The organism is Parapusillimonas granuli, from assembly GCF_013416525.1.
Classification (GTDB): Bacteria; Pseudomonadota; Gammaproteobacteria; order Burkholderiales; family Burkholderiaceae_B; genus Parapusillimonas; species Parapusillimonas granuli.
The window spans coordinates 141956-160463 of record NZ_JACCEM010000003.1; the positions used below are offsets into that span (position 1 = coordinate 141956).

The following is an 18508-nucleotide window of genomic DNA, read 5'->3' on the forward strand; positions in this document are numbered from 1 at the left end:
GCGCGCGGACGCGCCCGGCATCGGCGGTTTGCGCGCCGCGCGCCGTTCTTCGCACCGATACCAGGCACATCCACCATGACCGTCCTATCACGACCCGTAACCGAAACCCGCCGGCGGCGGCCGCTGCGCGACGTTCTTCTGGCGTGCATGGTGGTGCTGCTGCTGGCGCAAGGCCTGATCGGGGCGCTCAGCCTGTCCGCCCTGAACCGCCTCGTGGCGGACAACACGGCGGAGCGCGTCGAACTGCTTGCGCGCCGCACCTCCACCCAGATACAGACCGGCATGGACCTGGGCAAGCCTCTGGCGCAATTCTTCGGCTTGCCCGCCCTGCTGGACGAGCTCCGCCTACGGGTACCGGACTTCAGCGCCGCCGCCGTGGTGCTGGCCGACGGCACGGTGCTGGACGCCATCGGCGATCCGGACGGCTTTCAGGACATGCCTGCGGCCTTGTCCCGGCCGGCCGGGGCCGAGCCCGAGGGGGTGTCCAGGACCGCGGCGGGCGCTGTCCACGAGACGGACGAGCACGGCGTCGCCGTTGCCGTGCCCTTGTTGCGGGCCGATGCCGGCGTGGCCGGCGCCGTCGTGCTGCGGGTGGCGCCGCGCGACATGCGCGAGGCCGGGCTGCTGGTGCAGAACGCCCGCGTGCTGGCGGGCGTCACCTTGGCCGCCGCGCTGCTGCTCGCCCTCGCATTCCGCTATGCGATGCCTTTGTACGAGCTCGCCGCCGCCAGCCGCGCGAGAATGGCGGTTCCGCTCGTCATCCTGCTGCTGGCCCAGGGCGTGTACGCCGCCTACACCATCCATACTTTCCGCGATGTCTGGGTGGACGTCACCCGCGGCAACACCGAGATCGTGGGCGGCGGATTGCAGCGCGACCTGAACCGGGTCCTGGGCTACGGCATCGCGCCCGCCGCGCTGCGCGGCGTGGAACAGCCCATGGCCCGGCTGGCGGCCTCGTTTCCGGTGATCGCCGAATTGCGCCTGACGTCTCCGGAAGGGCGGGTGCTGAACCGGGCCGACGCCCGGGGCCCCTTGCCGGTGGGCCAGCCCTTGCCTGATGGAAACAGGCTGGCGTTTCCCCTGGGCGCGGGCGGCGAAGGGCCGGCGCTGGCCACGCTGGAAATCTTCCTGGACGACGCGCGGATCTCGGCCGGCGTGCGGGCCCGCATCCTGGACGCGGCGACCGTCGTCGCGGTCGCCATGGTCGCGGCCATCGAGCTCCTGCTATTGCTCGCGCTGCTGATGGACCGCGCTTTTGCGGTGCCGGCCGGGCGCGCGCCGGGCGACCCCGACGGGCTGGACGACCAGACCAAGGTGGGCGCCCTGGTGCGTCCGGTGATGTTCGGCTTTCTGTTCGCCATGGCGCTGCCGCTCAGCTTCCTGCCCATCTATGCCCGCTCGCTGATGCCGCTGGCGGACCTGGGGCGCGAGGCCGCGCTGCTGATGGCGCTGCCCATCGCGGCGGAAATGGGTTGCGGGCTGCTGACGGCATTGCTGGCTGGCCGGCTGGCCGATCGCCGCGGCTGGCAGTGGCCGGTGCTGGCCGGGCTGGCGGTGGCGGTGGCGGGCAACCTGGCATGCGCGCTCGCCGATACGCTGACGGCGCTCACGCTGGCGCGGGCGCTGGTGGGCCTGGGCTACGGCCTCACCTGGATGGGCCTGCAGGGCTTCATCGTCATACGCAGCCCCGCCGCCTATCGGGGGCGCAACATGGCGACGGTCATCGCGGGACTGTTCGCGGGGCATTTGTCGGGCGCGGCGGTGGGCGCCATGCTGGCCCAGCAGCTGGGCGCCAGCGCGGTGTTCGCCGTCGGCGCCTTCCTGCTCGCACTTCCCGCGCTGGGCGTGTTCACCCTGATGTGGCCGTACCGGCATGCCGCCGGCCGGCCGGCGGCCGGCGCCGCGGCCGGCCGGCCCGCCCGCTCGTGGTCGGCCGTGGCGCGGCTGCTGGCGACGCGCGACTTCGGGATGCTGCTCGCCGGCAGCATCGTGCCGTTCTCGATCGCGCAGGTGGGCATGCTGACCTACGCGCTGCCGCTGTACATGGAGGCGCAGGGCGGGACCTCGGCCAGCGTCGGCCGCGTGCTGATGCTGTACGGGTTTTGCGTGATCTATATCGGCCCCTGGATGGGCCGGCTGGCGGACCGCAGCGCCGACAAGAAGCGCTGGATCGCGCTGGGCGGGCTGGTGGGCGGCGCCGGGCTGCTGTCCCTGTACTTCGCCACGGGTGTGTACGCCGCCGCCGTGGCGGTGGTGCTGCTTGCCCTGGCCAGCTGCCTGGCGGGCGGGGCGCAGACCGCCTACATGCTGTCGCTGAAGGACGTCCAGCAATACGGCCCCGGCGGCGCCACCAGCGTGATGCGCGCCGCCGACAAGTTCGGCCAAATGCTGGGGCCGCTGGCCGTGGGCGGGCTGTTCGCCTCCATGGGCATATCGGGCGGGCTGGCCGTGACCGGCGCGTTCTATTTGCTGGCCACCCTGGCCTTCTTCCTGGTCGCGCCGGCAACGGGCCGCGACGGCTCTTGAGCCTCGGGCCGCAAGATCCTGGGCACGCGCGCCGTCAGGCCCACGCACAGATGCGCCGAGATGGTGCCGGCCCATCCGGCCACGGATTCGACCTCGGGCCCGCCCGGCCCCCATAGCGTGACCGCATCGCCCGGGCCCGCGTCGGGATGCGCGCTCAGGTCGACGGCGAGCGTGTCCATGGACACCCGCCCGACGATGGCGGCCATGCGGCCCTGGACGCCGGCTTGGCAGGGGCCTTGCACCGTGCGCGGGTATCCGTCCGCATAGCCGCAGCGCACCAGGCCGATGCGCATGTCGCGTTCCGCCCGGAAGCCGCCGTGATAGCCCACGCCTTGCCCGGCGCGAACCGCCTGCGTGGCATATAGGGGGGCTTGCAAGGCCATGGCGGGGCGCAGCCCGAGCGCGCGCCCGGTCAGCCCGCGCAGGGGGCTGATGCCGTACAGCGCGATGCCGCAGCGCACCCAGTCCGTCAGGCAGGCGGATGCCGGGTCGGACAGCACCGCGGCGGAGTTCTCGGTGCACAGCGGGCCGGGCATGCCGGATATCAGTTCATGGAAGGCGCGGCGTTCCCTGGGCAGCTGCTCGGGGTCTTCGGCGCCGGCATAGTGCTGCAAGTGTCCCAGGCCGGCTAGCCGCCCCGCTTCGAGCTCGGCATGCAGGGAGCGGAACGCCGCCCGGTATTCGCCGGCCTGCAGGCCGGCGTGGTTCAGCGCGCCGCAATGGCGCAGCCAGACGTGCGGCATGCGGGGCGGCGGCAGGCCGGCGAGCCCGGCCAGCTGCTCCGGCCGGTCGATGACCACATGCAGCGGATACAGGGCCGGATCCCGCAGGTCCGCGAGCGTGAAGTCCGCGCCCATCGCCAGTATGGGGCGCTTCCAGCCCAGGCGGCGGCAGCGCAGCGCGTCGTCCAGCGTGAGAACGCCCAGCCCGTCGGCGTCGGCCAGGCCGGCCAGCGCGTGCTCCAGGCCATGGCCGTAGGCATCGGCCTTGGCCACCGCCCAGATGCGGGGCGCGCGCCGCGTGCCGGCGGGGCGCAGCACCCGGCGCAGGCGACGAAGATTGTGTGCGATGGCTTGCGCGTCGATCAGCGCCACGGCCCCCGGGGGATGCCCGGTCATTGCGGCTGGTCCAGCGCCGCGATCATGCGCAAATGGTTGTGCCCGCCTTCCCGGCGGTACTGGATGTCGCGCAGATAGTGGCGCATGATGCGCAGCCCATGGCCGCCGACGTCAGCGTCGTCCAGGGAGGCGGCGAGCGGCGGCGTGTCTTGTTGCGTGGGGTCGAAGGCGACGCCGTTGTCGATGACGTCCACCAGTACGTCCGGGCCCTGCCGCGACAGCACGACCCGCAGCTGGCCCTGGCCGCCGCCCTGCGCGCGGTCCGGGAAGCCGTAGAGCACGACGTTGGTGAGCGCTTCGTCCAGGCACAGGCCCAGCTGGAACCCGAGGCGTGGCGGCCAGCGCTGCTGTTCGGCGAGTTGTTCCAGCCAGCCCAGCGCCTGCGGGACGGCGTCCGGGCCGGGAGCGAGTGATAGGGACGCTATCGTTTGCATGACGAAGCCTTCAGCGGGGATCAATGGTCAAAATGTAATCGAAGGTAAGAATTTTCGCCACGTTTTCCGCTGAGCAGCCGGTCCGCCATGTGCCGCAGCAGTACGTGCGACACGCCGGACAGGGCCTGGTCGAGCGCCGCTTCGAAAGCATGGTCGTCGATGTCGAGCAGCGCGTGCGCCCCGGTCGCGGGCTTGGCCTGCAGGACCAGCGGCGGGCCGCTGTAGACGAATTCGATGTCCAGGTTGAATTCGTCGAAACTGCCGTGCACTTCCTGGATCCGGCGTTCGGACCCGGCCTGCAGGGCCTCGGCGGCTTCCAGGGCGGCCAAGGCGGCGCGGCGCACCGTGTCGCGCCGGGCGTTCCAGGCTGCGCCCTGGGTCTCGACGAAGCCGACGATGTCCTGGGCGGTCTGGGCATGGGTTTTTTGCGGACTCACCGCCAGCCGCGCCCGCCGCGAAGTGCCCAGGCGAAACAGCAGGTTGAGCAGGATGGCGGTCAGGCCGGCGACGATGACGCCGTTTTCAGCCAGGAAGCGGAGCGATTCGGGCGCCAGCTTCGCAAGGCCGGGCAGGAACATCACCCCCAGCCCGGCGATGAAGGCCAGCCCCACCATGAATATGCCGCGGGAGTCCATGGCGCGGGAGGCGATGAGTTCGATGCCGGACACGATGAGGTAGGCGGCGGCGTAGACCTCGACGGCGCCGATCACCGAGATGGGCGTGAGGGTGAGCGCGAGCGTTACTTGCGGAAGAAAGGCGGTGAGCGCGAGCAGCGCGCCGGCGGCCAGGCCGATCCAGCGCGACGTCGAGCGGCTGATGTGCGCCAGGGCGATGTTGGCCGAGGACGTCGCGCCCGGGTAGGCGCCGAACCAGGCCGCCAGCAGGTTGCCCAGGCCGTTCGCGCGTATGCCGCCGCCGACCATGTCCATGTCGGGGCGGCGCCAGTCGGCGTCGTTCATCTTGTGCATCAGCACCACGCAGCCGAAGCAGTCCAGCTGGGTCATCAGCGCCAGCAGGCCGACGGCGATCAGCAAGCCCGGATCCACGTTCAGGGCGGGCGCCGGCAGTCGGGGCAGGCCGAAAACGGGCGTGTGGGCGAGCTGCTCCACGCCTTCCAGTTCGCCGAGCATGGCGGCCAGCACGACGCCCACCGCCAGGCCGACCAGCAGGGCGAACAGCTTCATGCGCTGGCTGCCCCAGATCGACAGGCCCGCGATGATGCCCAGCGTGGCGATGCCGATGAGCAGGTCGTACGCGCTGATGGCGCCGGCGCCGTCCATGTCGGCCATGTGCGTGAGCGCGGGCGACACCAGGGAAATGCCCGCGACGCAGACGACGACGCCCGCCACGGACGGCGGCAGCACGGCCCGCAGGCGCGGCACGACATAGCCCGCCCCGAGCGCGACGGCGCCGTTGACGACTCCGACGAGGACCAGCCCGCCCAGGCCGTATTGCGCGGCCACCGTGCCCGAGATCACCACCAGCAGCGGGTCGGGAATGTTGACCAGCAGCGTCCCCGAGCCGAAGCGGCCGCCCCAGGACTGCAGGAAGGTCGCGATCGCCATGCCGAGTATGGTGGCCGTGACCATGCCGCGCGTGGCCTCGGCGTCCAGGCCGCCGATCTTGGCGGACGCCAGCACGTAGGCGATGAGCGCGAGCGCGGTGGCCGCGTGCTGGAAGGCCAGGCCGATGAGGGGCACGGCGGGCGGAAGCTCGGTCGAGGCGTAGAGCAGGTCTTGCGGGCGCTTGAAGGGCGGCGTGGGCGCCAGGGCGAGCCTAGAGAGCAAGGACATGTGAAAACTCCGAGTTCGTGATCAGAGAGCGGGCTGTCGCTTATCATATGGCCGGTTACCAAATGACATGCGCCGCAATGGCGCGGCAAATTCGGATTACACCTGAAAACAGGCATGGCGTACACCGGCGGATCGACATGATTCCAGATCTTCTTACGCTGCGATGGGCGGGCGGGCGTCCGGCGCTGCCGCCCGGCACGCCGGGGCCGGGGCCCGGGCAATGCCGGGCCTGGCTCTTCGCCTTCACCGGCGAGGCGGATGCCGAACAGGCGCTTTTCGAGCTGCTGTCGGCCGAAGAGCGCGACCGCGCCGGGCGGTTCGTGGCGGCGCTTGCCCGCCGCCATTTCGTGCAGACCCGGGCGGCGCTGCGCATGCTGCTGGGGCAATGCCTGCGGCGCGAACCCGCCGCGCTGGCCTTCGACTACGGCGCCTACGGCAAGCCGTCCCTGCAGGACGCCGGCGCCCTGGATTTCAACGTGGCGCATTCGGGCGCTCATGCCTTGCTGGCGCTGGCCGACGGCTGCGGCGTGGGCGTGGACATCGAGCAATGCCGGCCGGTTTCCGACCTGGATGCGCTGGCGGCCATGGTGTTCTCCGCCACCGAGCATGAGGCCTGGTCCGGGCTGCCGGCGGACGCGCGCACGCGGGCGTTTTTCGAGTCATGGACGGCCAAGGAGGCCGTCGCCAAGGCGGTGGGCCGGGGCTTGGGTCTGGGCCTTCCTGAAATCGAGCTTGGCGCCGCCCCGATGCCGGACGGTGCGTTCGAAGCGAAAGCCGGCGGCCTGGGCGCATGCCGGGTATTCCGCCTGCGGGCGCCGGAAGGGTATGCGGCGGCGCTCGCCTTGTGCGGGGCCGGCGGCGGGGCTGCAGGGGGCGATCAGTCCGTCGTCCGTCATCGTTCAGGCGATTGAATTCCCGCAGGCCAGGGCTTCGGCGCGCAGCAAGTCGGCGATCGCCGCGGCCACCGCGCCGGCGCCGTCCCCCGCCAGCATCGTGACATGGTCGCCCGCCACGTAGCGCAGCTCGACCGGCCGGGCGCTGAAGGCCTGCCAGCCCATGTCGGGAACCGCCAGCTGACGATTTTCCAGGTCGCCCAGGTCGGCGTCGCGCGGCGCGTCGGCGCGGATCAGGGCCAGGGCGATGCCCGGGTGGGCCTGGACCGGCGGCCGATAGGCCAGGTAGGCCTCGTACTGGGCCAGGCTGGTCCGGTGCGCGCGCGCCAGCCAGTCGGCATCGGCGGCGGGCGGCAGCAGCCTGGCGGCGTGCAGGCGGGCCGCGGCGAAGGCGAAACGCCCGCCGGCCGGCAGCGCCAGCAGATCCTGCCGCGTCAGCACCGGCGGCACGCCCTGGAACCTGGCGCGGACGTCGGCCATGCGGACCAGCCATTGGGCGTGGGCATGATCGGGGTCGGGCTCCAGGATGGAAACGCGCTCGAGCGGCGCGGGCGTGTCGATGAGCACCACGCGCTCGGGCGGCGCCCCCATGCCGGCAAGCCGGCGCGCCATTTCGAAGGCCACCAGGCCGCCGAAGGAATAGCCGCCCAGCCGGCGCGGGCGCGGCACGCCGCGTTCCGCCAGCGCCCGCAGATTGGCGTCGGCCATCTCTTCGATGCTGCGCAGCGGTTCCTGGCCTTGCTCCAGGCCGGGCGCCTGGATGGCCCAGAAGGGGAGGGAGGCCGGCATGGCGCGCGCCAGGTCCAGGAAGACGCTGACGTCGCCCGCGATGGGGTGGACGCAGGCGAAAGGCTGCGGCGGGGCGTCGGCGGCGCCGTCGTCCCGGGGGCGGTTCATGGGCACGATGGGATTCCAGCTTTGGCCGGATTCCAGCGCCCGGGCCAGCGCCGCGACCGAGCGGTGCTCCAGCAGCAGCGAAATGGGCACGCGGCGGCCCAGGCTTTCTTCCAGGCGCAAGGCCAGCTGCGTGAGCCCCAGCGAATTCAAGCCCAGCTGCCAGAAATCGGTGTCCAGCGTGGCGGCGGCGCCTGCCGGGGCCGGGGCGGCATCCAGAATGCCGGCCACGGCGTCGGCGATGCGCGCTTCCAGCGTGCTGCGCGGCCGGGTGGCGAAGCGCAAGGGCGTGGAGGGCGCGACGCCGCCGCCCGCCGGCGGGGCGGGGCGGGGCTCGGGCCGCGGCAGGCGCCGCAGCGCGCCGTCGGCATGTTCCGGCAGGGCGATGAGAAATTCGGCGATCGATTCCAGCAAGGCCGCGCCGTCTTCCAGCCGGCGCCCGTCGTCGGGCTGCACCGTGGACAGCGTGATCGAGTCGCCCGGAATCGCGACGAAGGTCAGGTCGTAGGCGGTCTTCAGCCGCGAGTGGACGGCTTCGACCGTCAGCGCCTCGGCGCCGCTCCAGGCGCTGGTGCCGGAAGCCAGGTTTTCGACCAGGACGAGGGTGTCGAACAGCGGGCCGGCCTGGCCTTGCTTGCCGGCGATGGCGGCCACTTCGGCGGGCGCCAGGTGCGCATGCTGCTGCAGCCGTCCCAGCAGCGCCTGGATTTCGGCCAGCAGCGCGGCGGGCGCGGCCTCGGGCGCGACGCGCACGCGCACCGGCAGGTTGTTGATGAACATGCCGACGATGTGCTCCACGCCCGGCACGCCGGCCGGGCGGCCCGAAACCGTGGTGCCGAACACGACGTCCCGCACGCCCAGGCGGGCCGACAGCCAGGCCGCCCAGGCGAAATGCATGACCGTGGCGAGGGTCAGGCCGCGGCGCCGGGCGAAGGCCAGCAGGGCGCGGCTGGCCGCCGGGCCGAGCGCGCGGCGATGGGTGGTGAAGCCGTGCGCGACGGCGGTCGGCGGCGCGAACAGGGCGCGGCGTTCGGGCAGTTCGCGCAGCAGTTCGGCGAAGAAGCGGCGGCCGTCCGCCTGGTCGGCGCGTTGCAGCCAGGCGATGTAGTCGCGGTAGGGGACCGGCGCGTCGAACAGGGGCGCGCGGCGGTTGCGATGGCTTTCATAGGCGGCGCGGACTTCGCGTTCCAGCTTTGCCAGGCACCAGCCGTCGACCAGCAAGTGGTGGAAGCTGGAGACCAGGTAGACGTCCTCGGGCGCCGCCTGGATCAGCGTCATGCGCACCAGCGGGGCGCGTTCGAGTTCGAAGCCCAGGACCTGGTCCGCCGCCAGGAAGGCCTGGAGCCGGTCCTCGTCGAAGGCGGGCCAGGCCTGGATGGAAAGCGGCAGCGGGACATGGCGGTGCACCACCTGCATGGGGCGGGACAGGCCGCGCCAATGGAAGGCGGTGCGCAGCACGTCGTGGCGTTCGAACACCGTGGCCCAGGCATGCCGGAAAGCGTCGATGTCGAGCGGGCCGCGAATGCGCACGCAGCTTTGTTCAAAGTTCACGCCCGATCCGGCGGCGGCCAGCGTATGGACGAGCATGGCTTCCTGCATGGGCGACAGCGGATAGACGTCCTGTATGTCGTCGGCCGAAGCCAGCAGCGCCGCAAGTTCGCCCTGGGGCAGGTCCGCCAGGGGAAAGTCGCGCGCCGTATACAGCGGGCGGCTTTCCCGGTCGGCCAGCGCCGCGATCTCTTCCAGCGCGCGGGCGACGCGTTCGAGCATGGCCGCCGCCCCGCCCGGAGGCTCGGCGCCGGCCCAGGCCAGCTTGAAGCCTGCTTCGGAGAGCCGCGCCAGCAGGGCGCTTTCCACCGACGGCCCGAAACCGGGCGGGGTGTGCATCCGCATGGCGGGCGCCGGGTCGGGCGCGGGCCAGGCCAGGCCTAGCGCCGCCGCCGGCAAGTCGAAGGTTTGCCCCAGCGTGCGATAGACCGGCGCGGTGGCGGCGACGGCCTGGCGCGCGGCCTTGACGGCGCGCAGGGTGTCGGCGGGCGCGCCGCCGCCCGCCGGCGCCAGGATGGGCAGGACGCCGTCCATCTTGCCGACGATGCGCGCCGTGTCCGGAGCGCCTGGCGGCAGGCGGCGCTCGGCATCGACGCCTTCCAGCAGCAGCGCCCCGCCCAGGCCGCCGGGCCCGGCGGCGGAGGCCAGCGCGCTTGCCAGGATGTCCAGCGGCGCAACGGCCAGCCTGGCCGCCGCCTGATGATACAGGCGGGCGCCCAGGGCGGGATCCAGGCATCGCTCCGCAACGACGGGGAGGGCGCGGGTGGCGGGCTCGCGCTGCGCGGGCAGGGACGCCGCCCGCATCTGGGCGGTCTCCAGGGCGGCCAGTCCGGGCCCGGCCGCCTGGGCGTCGGCATGGGTTTCGAGCCAGTCCAGCCAGTCCGCGTAAGTCGGGGTGTCGTCCAGGGCGGGCAGGGCCGCCGCGCCGCTGGCCAGCGCCGTCTGCAGCTCGTTCAGCAGCAGCATGGCGCCGGTGTAGTCGGCAATGCCGGGATGCAGCGCCACGACCACCACCGGCGGCGTGACCGGCCCGCGGTCGACCAGCGTGGTGGCGAGGGTGACGCCGCTGCCGGTATCCAGCCCGCGCGCGATGCGGGCGGCGTGCTCGGCGACCCAGGCGTCGATCCGCGCGTCGGGCAGGCCGGGCACTTCCACCATGCGGATGGGCAGCCGGCCGACGTAGGCGGCGATCTCGACGTGGCTGGCCTGCCCGTCACGCACCCAGCGCAGGCGCAGGGCGTCGTGCCGGTCCGCCAGGCGGTGCACCGCCAGGGCGAGCTCGACGGCGCCGATGTGGGCGTCCAGGACCAGGCTGGCGATCAGGCAGGCGGGCGCCGGCTCCTGGCCCGCCGCGGCTTCGGGCAGGAGAGCGGCCGGAAAGACGCGGTCGGCGCCGCGCCGCTGTCGGGGCCGCAATGCGCCGGCCAGCTCGGCGAGGCGCTCGATGGTTTGCAGCTGGAAGACGTCGGACGGCGTGATCGGCAAGCCCGCCTTGCCGGCGCGCGCCGCCATGCGTATGGCCAGTATGGAGTCGCCCCCGATGTGGAAGAAGTTCTCGGTGACGCCGACGGCGTCCAGGCCCAGGAGCTCCTTCCATAGCGCGTGGAGCGTCGCCTCTTCTTCGCTGCGGGGTTCGACGAGCGTCCCGGAGCGGTCGTAATGGTGGTCCTCGACCGGCGGCAGGGCCTTGCGGTCCACCTTGCCGTTCAGGTTCAGGGCCAGCGCGGGCGCCGTGACGTAGGCATGCGGCAGCATGTGCGGCGGCAGGCGGCTTTGCAGGAAGCGGCGCAGTTCGGCCGGCCCGGGGCCGGGCATGTGCTCCGGCACCACATAGGCGATGATCTGCCTTTCGGCTTTTTCCTGCCGGGGCGCCGCGACGTAGACCGTGCGCAATTCGGGGTGGCGGCCCAGCGCGGCCGCGATCTCGTTGAGCTCTATGCGGAACCCGCGCACCTTGACCTGGTCATCGGACCGGCCGGCGAACAGCAGGGCGCCGTCGGCGCGCCAGCGGCCGAAGTCGCCCGTCCGGTACATGAGGCGGCCCTGCTGGAGGAAGGGGTCGGGCAGGAAGGCGGAAGCCGTGCGCTGCGGGTCGCCGACATAGCCCTGGGCGACGCCGTCGCCGCCGACGTAGATTTCGCCGTTGACGCCCGCCGGCAGCGGCCTGCCGCGCCGGTCCAGCACATATGCCGTGCTGTTGGCGATGGGCGGCCCGATGGGAATGACGGCATCGCCGGGCGCGAGCTCATCGGCGTCGAAACAGGTGCTGAAAGTGGTGTTCTCGGTGGGGCCGTAGGCATGCAGCAGCCGCAGCCCGGACCCGGCGCAGGCGTCGCGCACCGCGCGGACCAGGTCGGCGCTGGTCGTGTCGCCGCCCGTCATGACCGTCCGCGGGCCGGCGAAAACGCCCGGATCTATGGCGGCGATCTCGTGGAACAGGCCCGTGGTGATCCAGCAGAAGCTGATGGCGTGGTCCGCCAGCACGCGCCCCAGCAGGGCGATGTCGAGCACGGCGGCGCGCTCGATCACGACGGCGGTGCCGCCGTTGAGCAGCGGTCCCCAGGTCTCGACGGTCGAGGCGTCGAAGGCGGGATTGGAGTAGATCGCGGCCCGCGTATCCGGCCCGAAGCGGATGTAGTCGGTGTTCCGCACCAGCCGGACGATGGCGCGGTGGGGGACGGCGACGCCTTTGGGCTCGCCCGTGGAGCCCGAGGTGAACATGATGTAGGCCGTGTCCCCGGGGGCCGCGGGGTGCGCCGGCAGTTCCGGCAGGCGCGCCGCTCGGGCTTCCAGCGTGGCGGCGTCCAGGACGGGAATGCCGCCGTAGTCGGTGTCGTCGCCGGCGGCCAGCACCACGGCGCGGGCGCCTATGGACTGCGCGAGCCGCCGCCGGTGGGCATGGGGGTGGGCGGGGTCCAGCGGCACATAGACCGCGCCGGTGCGCAGGATGGCCAGCACCAGGGTCAGGAAGCGGGCGGACGGCGACAGCACCAGCACGACGGGATCGCCCGGTCCGACGCCCGCCTGGGCCAGCGCGGCGGCCAGGCACGCCGACGCGGCGCGCAGCCGGGCGTAGTCGATGTGTTCCTCGCCTTCTTCGATGGCTGCCTGGCCGGGGTGCTCCGCGGCGACTTCATCGAACAGCTGAACCACGGATTTGCCGGCTGGATAGGGCCGGGCGGTGTCGTTGAAGCGCGCGATGAGGGCGCGGCCTTCGGCCTCGCCGATGAGCGGCAGGTCGGCCACGCATTCGCCGGGCGCCTGGGCCGCCGCCCGGGCCAGCGTGCCGAACCAGGCAAGCAGGTTCTCGATGGTGGCGCGGTCGAAAATGGCCGGTTCGTAGCGGCACCAGAGTTCGAGGTGTTCGGGCGTCTGGTGGTAGACGAAGGAAAGATCGGATTTCGCCGCCTGTTCGGTCTGGTCGTCCAGAACCTGGAAGCGGGCGCCGTCCCGGGCGGCCAGCGGGCCGGCGTCGGACTCCAGGCTGCCGAACAGGATCTGCATGAGCGGCATGGCGCCCGGGCGGCGCTCGATGTCGATGGACTGGACGATGCGCTGGAAGGGCACGTCGCGGTGGCGCAAGGCATCGCGGAAAGCCGTCCGCACGCCGTCCAGCAGCGCTTCGTAGCGAGTGTCGGCGGCGCATGGCACGCGCAGCGGCAGGGTGTCGACCAGCAGCCCCACCAGCCCGGATAATTCCGGCCGCGTGCGCTTGGACACGGGCACCGTGACGACCAGGTCTTCGAGGCCGCTCCAGCGATGCAGGACCGCGAAGAAAACGGCCAGCAAGGCCATGAACTGCGTGGCGCCGCGCTGCCTGGCGGTTTCGGCGAGCGCCGTGCCGACGGACGCGGGCAAGGCCAGCCGGACGCCGGCCTCGGCGGCCCGCGCGGCCTGGGCGCCGCGCGGGCGGTCCAGCGGGAGTTCGAGCGGCGAGGGCGCCGCGCGCAGCTGTTCGCGCCAGTAGTCCAGCGCTTCGGCCAGCGCGGGGGAGTCGGGATCGCCGAATTGTTCTTGTTCCCAGTCGGCGTAGTCGGGATACTGCAGCGGCAGCTCGGCCCAGGCCGGAGCCATGCCCGCGCGGGCGGCGTCGTAGGCCTGGACGAGATCGGCAAGAAAGATCGGCAGGGACGAGCCGTCGGCGACGGCATGGTGGAAGACCACGGCCAGGGCGAGGCTGCATCCGGCTCCCGCGTCGCCGGGCTTGAACAGGCCGGCCCGCAGCGCCGGGCCATGTTCCAGGTCGAAGGGGCGCGCGGCCAGCGCCGACAGGGCGGCGGCCAGCTCGCGCCGCCAGGCGGCGGGTGTGCCGGCCGCCAGCGCCGTGGTGTCCAGGGGAATGCGCAGCTCGTCGCGCACGGCCTGGCAGGGGGTGTCGTCGACCAGGGGAAAGCTGGCGCGCAGGCCGTCGTGCCGTTGGATGACGGCCTGGAAGGCGGCGCGCAGGGCGGTTTCATCGACCGGGCCGCTGATTTCGACCAGAAGGGGCACGGCATAATCGGACCGGCCGGGCTGCAGCAAGTCCAGGTAGCGCAGCTGGCGCTGCGCGAACGCGGCGGCGGCGATGTATCCGCTGCTCATGGACGGGGCTCCGCCCCCGCCGGCAGGTCGACCCGGGCGCGCTGCCGCTTCGGTATGGCGGCGGGCGCCGCCGCCTGGCCGGCCTGGCGCTGGAGCAGCCGCTCCGCCAGCTCCGACAGCCGGGGGGTTTCGAAGAGATCGATGAGGTCCAGGGGCGCCTTGAGTTCGCGCCGCAAGCGGGACACCACCTGCATGGCGTCCAGCGAGCGCCCGCCGATGGCGAAGAAATCGTCATGGCGGCCTATGCCGTCCCGAGACAGCACGGAGCGCCACACCTGGGCGATGAGCGTTTCGGTCGGGCCCTGCGGGGCGGCGGCCGCGGTGTCGGGCGGGCGCGGAGCGGGCAATTGCCGGCGGTCCAGCTTGCCGGCCGCGTTGCGGGGCAGGCGCTCGTGCAACACGATGTCGTGGGGCACCATGTACGCGGGCAAGCCGCGCCGGGCGTGGTCCAGCAGCGCCTCGCGGCTGAGCGGGCCGGGCCCGGCCACGTGGGCCACCAGCATGGCGTGCGGCCCCGACTGATGAACGACGGCCGCCGCTTCGGACACGCCGTCGCAACCGCGCAGGCAGGCGCTGATTTCGTCGAGTTCGATGCGGTAGCCGCTGATCTTCACCTGGTCGTCGGCGCGCCCCTGGAAGCGCAGCTTGCCGTCGAAGCCCCGCGCGACCTGGTCGCCGCTGCGATAGACGCTGCGGTAGCCGTCGTCGTCATGGAAGGGGTTGGCGACGAAGCGTTCGGCGGTCAGTTCGGGCCGGCCGACGTAGCCCTTGGCGATGCCGGGTCCCGCGATCAGGAGCTCGCCGGTCGTGCCTGGCGGGCAGATCCTGCCGTGGCGGTCGGTGACGTAGGCGCGCATGCCGGGTATGGGGCGGCCGATGGCCACGGGGCCGGACTCGCCGGGCACGCAGAGCTCGAAGGTGGCCCAGACGGTGGTTTCGGTGGGGCCGTATTCATTGCAGAAGCGCGTGCCCGGCAAGACCGCGTAGTGCTGCTCGACGAGCTCGCGCGGGCAGGCTTCGCCGCCCACGATGGCGAGCTCCAGTCCGGACAGCCGCTCGGGCCGGCCGGACGACAGCATGAGCGCCCACTGCGAGGGAATCATGATGGTCTGGGTGACGCCTTCCCGCGCCACCAGCTCGGCCAGGCGGTCGGGATCCGTGGCTTCTTCGGGCAGTGGCAGCACCAGCTTGCCGCCCACCGACAGGGCGCCGAATATGCAGGTGACGGAGCCGTCGAAAATCAGCGGGAAGGTCAGCAGCTGGCTGCGGTTGGGCATGCCGGGATGAGCCTGCTTGCGGGCCTCGACGTGATAGGACAGGTTGTCGTGCGTGACCGACACCCCTTTGGGACGCCCCGTGGAGCCCGAGGTGAAGATCACGTAGGCCTCGTCGGCGCCGGCGGGCCAGGCATGGCCGGCGTCCGCCGGTTGCGGCTGGGCGGCGGCGGCCGGAGCCAGGTCGCCCAGGGCGATGCCGGGCTTGCCGGCAATGGAGGCGGGCGCGGCGCAGACGATCGCGCTCAGCGCCGCTTCGGCGATCATGAACGCCTTGCGCTCGTCGGGAGCGTTGAGGTCCAGGGGCACGTAGGCGGCTCCGCACAGCATGATGCCCAGCATGGCGGCGATGGCGAGCGGGCTGCGTTCCATGTGCAGCCCCACCCGCGCGCCCGGGGCGACGCCCTGGGCTTGAAGACGGCCGGCCACCGCCCGGGCCAGGGCCATCAGCTCGCCATAGTTCAGTCGTTCTTGGCCGTGCACCACGGCCGGCGCTTCGGGATGCGCGGCGGCATGGCCGGCGATGGCGGCGATGACGGGCGGGCGCGGCGCAAGCAGCCGCGCGTCCGGGACTGCATGCAGCAAGGACGCCCGCAGCGCCGGCGGCAAGGCGTCGATGCCGGCCGCCGGCGCGTGGGCGGCGTCCGGCATGAGGGACAGGGTGTGCGCCAGCATGTCGAGGCGCAAGGCGGCTTCTTCGGCGCCGACGTAGCGCCGGTCGGCCATCAGCTGCAAGCTCAGGCCGCCGTCGGATTGCCGCTCCACCATCAGGTTGAGCGGCATGTCGGGCACGGTGGCGTCGCCGTTGTCCGCCATGGCCAGCCCGCTGCCCCGCAGCGCGGCGGCCTCGTCCAGCGGATAGTTCTGAAAGCCCACCAGGCTGTCGAAGGGCAGGCTGTCGGACGGCAGCGACAGCAGCTGGCGCAAGTCGTCCATGCCCAGCGGCCCGGCCTCGCGCGCGGCGCCGGCCGCGGCCTGCAGGGCTTGCATCCATGCGCCCAGCGGGGTGGCGTCGACCCGCGCGACGATGGGCTGCACCTGTATCTGTATGCCCACCAGAGCCGGCCCGCCGCCCTGTTCCAGGTGGGGCGGCCGCACAGTCTCGACCGAGCCGAAGAGCACGGCAGCCTGGTTCGCCAGGCGGTCGGCCGCCAGGGCCCAGGCGGCCTGCAGGACGGTGCCGAGGGTGACTTGCGTGTCGCGCGCCAGGCCTTGCAGGCGGGCCGCGAGGCCGGCCGGCAGCCGGCGGACGCTGTTGTGGATGTCGGGGCGGCGCGTGTCGTTCAGCGACAAGGCTTGCCGCGGGGCAAGGTCGGCGTCCGGCATGGCGGCCAGCACCGAGCGCCAATGTTCGCGGGCGCGGTCCCGATCGAGGGACTTTTCCCATTCGACGTAATTCCGGAACGGCGGCGCCGGCGGCAGGCCGTGGGCTCGCCCGGCCACTTCGGCCTTGTACAGCGTGAAGGCTTCATCCAGGAGTATGCCCAGCGACCAGCCGTCGACCGTCAGGTGGTGGCGGGTCCAGACGACGATGTGCCGCGCGGGCGCCAGCTGGATCAAGGCCAGGCGCATGAGCGGCGGCTTCTTGATGTCGAAGGGCAGGTCGCGGTCCAGGGCCAGGAATTCCCGCAGGGCGGCCTGCCAGTCGCCGACGCCCGTCCAGTCGATGTCGGTGAAGGTCAGCGCGGCCTGCCGGTGGACGACCTGGAAAGGCTGGTCTTTGAGGTCCCAGTGGAAGCCGCTGCGCAGCGCGGTGTGGCGGTCCACCACCGCTTGCCAGGCAAGGCTGAATGCCGGGGCGTCGAGCTCGCCCTCCAGCAACGCCCACCATTGGCCCATGTACAGGGGCTGGTCCGGGTAGGTGACGCAGCGCAGCAGCAGCGCCTGCTGCATGCGGGTAAGAGGGTAGGCGTCTTCGATGGGGCGCTGCGCGGAACTGCCGTTCGAGGAAATGGGAGTCGCGGTCATGGGCATGCGCGGCCGGCTGGCGGCGGATATCGATTGTGAAACGAAGGAGAGGGACGGCGCCGCATGCCTGTGCCGGCAAGGCGGCGGGCCTGCATGCGCCGTGCTCTCGGCAGGCGATTACAGGCTTTCTATGTAGAACCCTTCGCCCTTGACTTCGCCGTCAGTGAACTTCATGAACTTTTCGACCCAGTGGCCGCCGGTCTTGGCGTTGGGGTTGCGGGCCAGGGCGTCGAACGAGGCTTCGTCTTTCCAGACGGTGGCGAGGCCGAACATGGACGGATCTTTTTTGGAGCGCATGAGACCGAAACCGATGAGGCCCGGAATATGGTCGCCCGGCTTGGAGCCGTCGTTGGGCAGGAGGGATTTTTCGAGGAGGGCTCGTGCGTCCTTTTCGTTTCCGGCCTTGATGTTGGCGCGAGTGATAGTGAGAAACATTCCAGCCATGATGGTGATACTCCTTCTGGTTAGATGGGAACAACGAGGGAGACTGCCATGCCTAGCCGCTGTCTGAATGTTACTTCTGTATCCGGGTTTGGCACACGGGCAGTGTATTCGCGTTGAGCCGTATCGGCCAGCGCTTGAAAACTATTTTATCATTTAGTTACAAATAAAGCACGGATCATTGGCCTGGATCAATACTGGAATTCGGGAAACAAGGCATTGCGTATGGGGCCGCCGACGCGCAATCCGGCCTCCAGGCCGAATTTTTCCAGGGCGTCGACCATGTTCTGGGCATGGGGCGCCACATAGGCCTCGTCCGTGACCCAGCGGGTGACGAAGCGACGCGCGACGCGGGAGGTCCGGTTGCCCGGGGCGCCGTGGACGGTGCGCGCATCGAAGAGCACGCAATCGCCGGGTTCCATGTCCCAGCTCACGATGTCGTAGGCGGCGCGGTCGGCCTCGATGTCGGGGATCTCGCCGAACAGCGAGGCGTCCAGGCGGGACTTGTCGCCATGGAACTCGGCGTAATAGGCATCGGCGGCGGAATGCCTGGAGGCGTCCGCGAAGAAGGATTTGGGCATCAGGATCTTGCCCCAGGCATGCGAGCCGCGGACGAATTCCAGCGTGGCGCTGCGGGGAATCGGGTCCAGCGCCACCCAGATGGAGCAGAACGGCCCCTGGATGACGGTGTCGTGGTGCCAGGGAGTGCGGTCCGACGTGCCGGGCTCTTTGACGAACCAGGTGTCCTGCGCCAGCCGGATCCGGGAGCAAGCCAGGGCGTGCGCGGCGATGCGCCCCGCCGGGGATTCGCGGCAGAAGCGCTCGAATTCGGGGATGTGCCGCCGCGACCAGCTGTCGGACAGGAAGGCGCCGCTGCCGTCGTCGAGCTTGCGGAAGAAGGGACTGGGCGCCTGGATGTTGCGCTCTATGCCCCGGCGCACGAGTTCCACCCATTCTTCCGGGAAAGCCTGGCGTATGCAGACGACGCCGTGCGCGTCGTAATCGTCCATGTAGTCGGGCCGTGTCGCCATCATGTCT

General features: G+C 71.6%; 9 protein-coding genes. 2 read left to right on the plus strand and 7 right to left on the minus strand.

The window, feature by feature from the left end; translation table 11 throughout:
• The first annotated feature begins 75 nt into the window (after window positions 1–75).
• Complete coding sequence (locus tag H0A72_RS06020) at window positions 76–2526, plus strand: MFS transporter (RefSeq protein WP_180154169.1); 2451 nt, start codon at window positions 76–78, stop codon at window positions 2524–2526.
• Here the strand turns inward: H0A72_RS06020 and alr are convergent.
• From alr to H0A72_RS06035, 3 genes are read right to left on the minus strand one after another with little or no spacing between them, the layout of a single operon-like run.
• Window positions 2463–3644, minus strand: coding sequence for an alanine racemase (gene alr, locus H0A72_RS06025; RefSeq protein ID WP_180154170.1), 1182 nt, complete (start codon window positions 3642–3644; stop codon window positions 2463–2465). The two genes, H0A72_RS06020 and alr, sit on opposite strands and share 64 nt — an antisense overlap.
• On the minus strand, window positions 3641–4078 hold the full coding sequence (locus tag H0A72_RS06030) for an ATP-binding protein (protein ID WP_180154171.1): 438 nt from the start codon (window positions 4076–4078) through the stop codon (window positions 3641–3643). Before H0A72_RS06030 ends, alr begins: the two co-directional genes overlap by 4 nt.
• A 20-nt stretch (window positions 4079–4098) precedes the next feature.
• On the minus strand, window positions 4099–5871 hold the full coding sequence (locus tag H0A72_RS06035) for a solute carrier family 23 protein (RefSeq protein WP_180154172.1): 1773 nt from the start codon (window positions 5869–5871) through the stop codon (window positions 4099–4101).
• Between the two features lie 137 nt (window positions 5872–6008).
• On the opposite strand from H0A72_RS06035, the gene H0A72_RS06040 reads away from it, so the two are divergent.
• Window positions 6009–6782, plus strand: coding sequence for a 4'-phosphopantetheinyl transferase family protein (locus H0A72_RS06040; RefSeq protein ID WP_180154173.1), 774 nt, complete (start codon window positions 6009–6011; stop codon window positions 6780–6782).
• Here the strand turns inward: H0A72_RS06040 and H0A72_RS06045 are convergent.
• The 4 genes from H0A72_RS06045 to H0A72_RS06060 form a co-directional block, all read right to left on the minus strand.
• Window positions 6771–13787, minus strand: coding sequence for a non-ribosomal peptide synthetase (locus tag H0A72_RS06045; protein ID WP_180154174.1), 7017 nt, complete (start codon window positions 13785–13787; stop codon window positions 6771–6773). The genes H0A72_RS06040 and H0A72_RS06045 overlap by 12 nt on opposite strands.
• Window positions 13784–17029, minus strand: coding sequence for a non-ribosomal peptide synthetase (locus H0A72_RS06050; protein ID WP_180154175.1), 3246 nt, complete (start codon window positions 17027–17029; stop codon window positions 13784–13786). Before H0A72_RS06050 ends, H0A72_RS06045 begins: the two co-directional genes overlap by 4 nt.
• A gap of 117 nt (window positions 17030–17146) precedes the next feature.
• A complete protein-coding gene (locus tag H0A72_RS06055) occupies window positions 17147–17473 on the minus strand; it encodes an antibiotic biosynthesis monooxygenase family protein (RefSeq protein WP_180154176.1) in 327 nt (108 codons plus the stop codon).
• A 188-nt stretch (window positions 17474–17661) separates the two neighbouring features.
• The gene (locus H0A72_RS06060; protein WP_246436867.1) at window positions 17662–18504 is read right to left on the minus strand and encodes a phytanoyl-CoA dioxygenase family protein; all 843 of its coding nucleotides are present in this window, start codon (window positions 18502–18504) and stop codon (window positions 17662–17664) included.
• Window positions 18505–18508 lie beyond the last annotated feature (4 nt).

What these genes read in the sequence shown, in the direction of transcription:
- H0A72_RS06035 (WP_180154172.1), bottom strand. Translation starts at nt 5,871, where the DNA reads ATGTCCTTGCTCTCTAGGCTCGCCCTGGCGCCCACGCCGCCCTTCAAG.
- alr (WP_180154170.1), bottom strand. Translation starts at nt 3,644, where the DNA reads ATGACCGGGCATCCCCCGGGGGCCGTGGCGCTGATCGACGCGCAAGCC.
- H0A72_RS06055 (WP_180154176.1), bottom strand. Translation starts at nt 17,473, where the DNA reads ATGGCTGGAATGTTTCTCACTATCACTCGCGCCAACATCAAGGCCGGA.
- H0A72_RS06040 (WP_180154173.1), top strand. Translation starts at nt 6,009, where the DNA reads ATGATTCCAGATCTTCTTACGCTGCGATGGGCGGGCGGGCGTCCGGCG.
- H0A72_RS06050 (WP_180154175.1), bottom strand. Translation starts at nt 17,029, where the DNA reads ATGACCGCGACTCCCATTTCCTCGAACGGCAGTTCCGCGCAGCGCCCC.
- H0A72_RS06030 (WP_180154171.1), bottom strand. Translation starts at nt 4,078, where the DNA reads ATGCAAACGATAGCGTCCCTATCACTCGCTCCCGGCCCGGACGCCGTC.
- H0A72_RS06060 (WP_246436867.1), bottom strand. Translation starts at nt 18,504, where the DNA reads ATGATGGCGACACGGCCCGACTACATGGACGATTACGACGCGCACGGC.
- H0A72_RS06020 (WP_180154169.1), top strand. Translation starts at nt 76, where the DNA reads ATGACCGTCCTATCACGACCCGTAACCGAAACCCGCCGGCGGCGGCCG.
- H0A72_RS06045 (WP_180154174.1), bottom strand. Translation starts at nt 13,787, where the DNA reads ATGAGCAGCGGATACATCGCCGCCGCCGCGTTCGCGCAGCGCCAGCTG.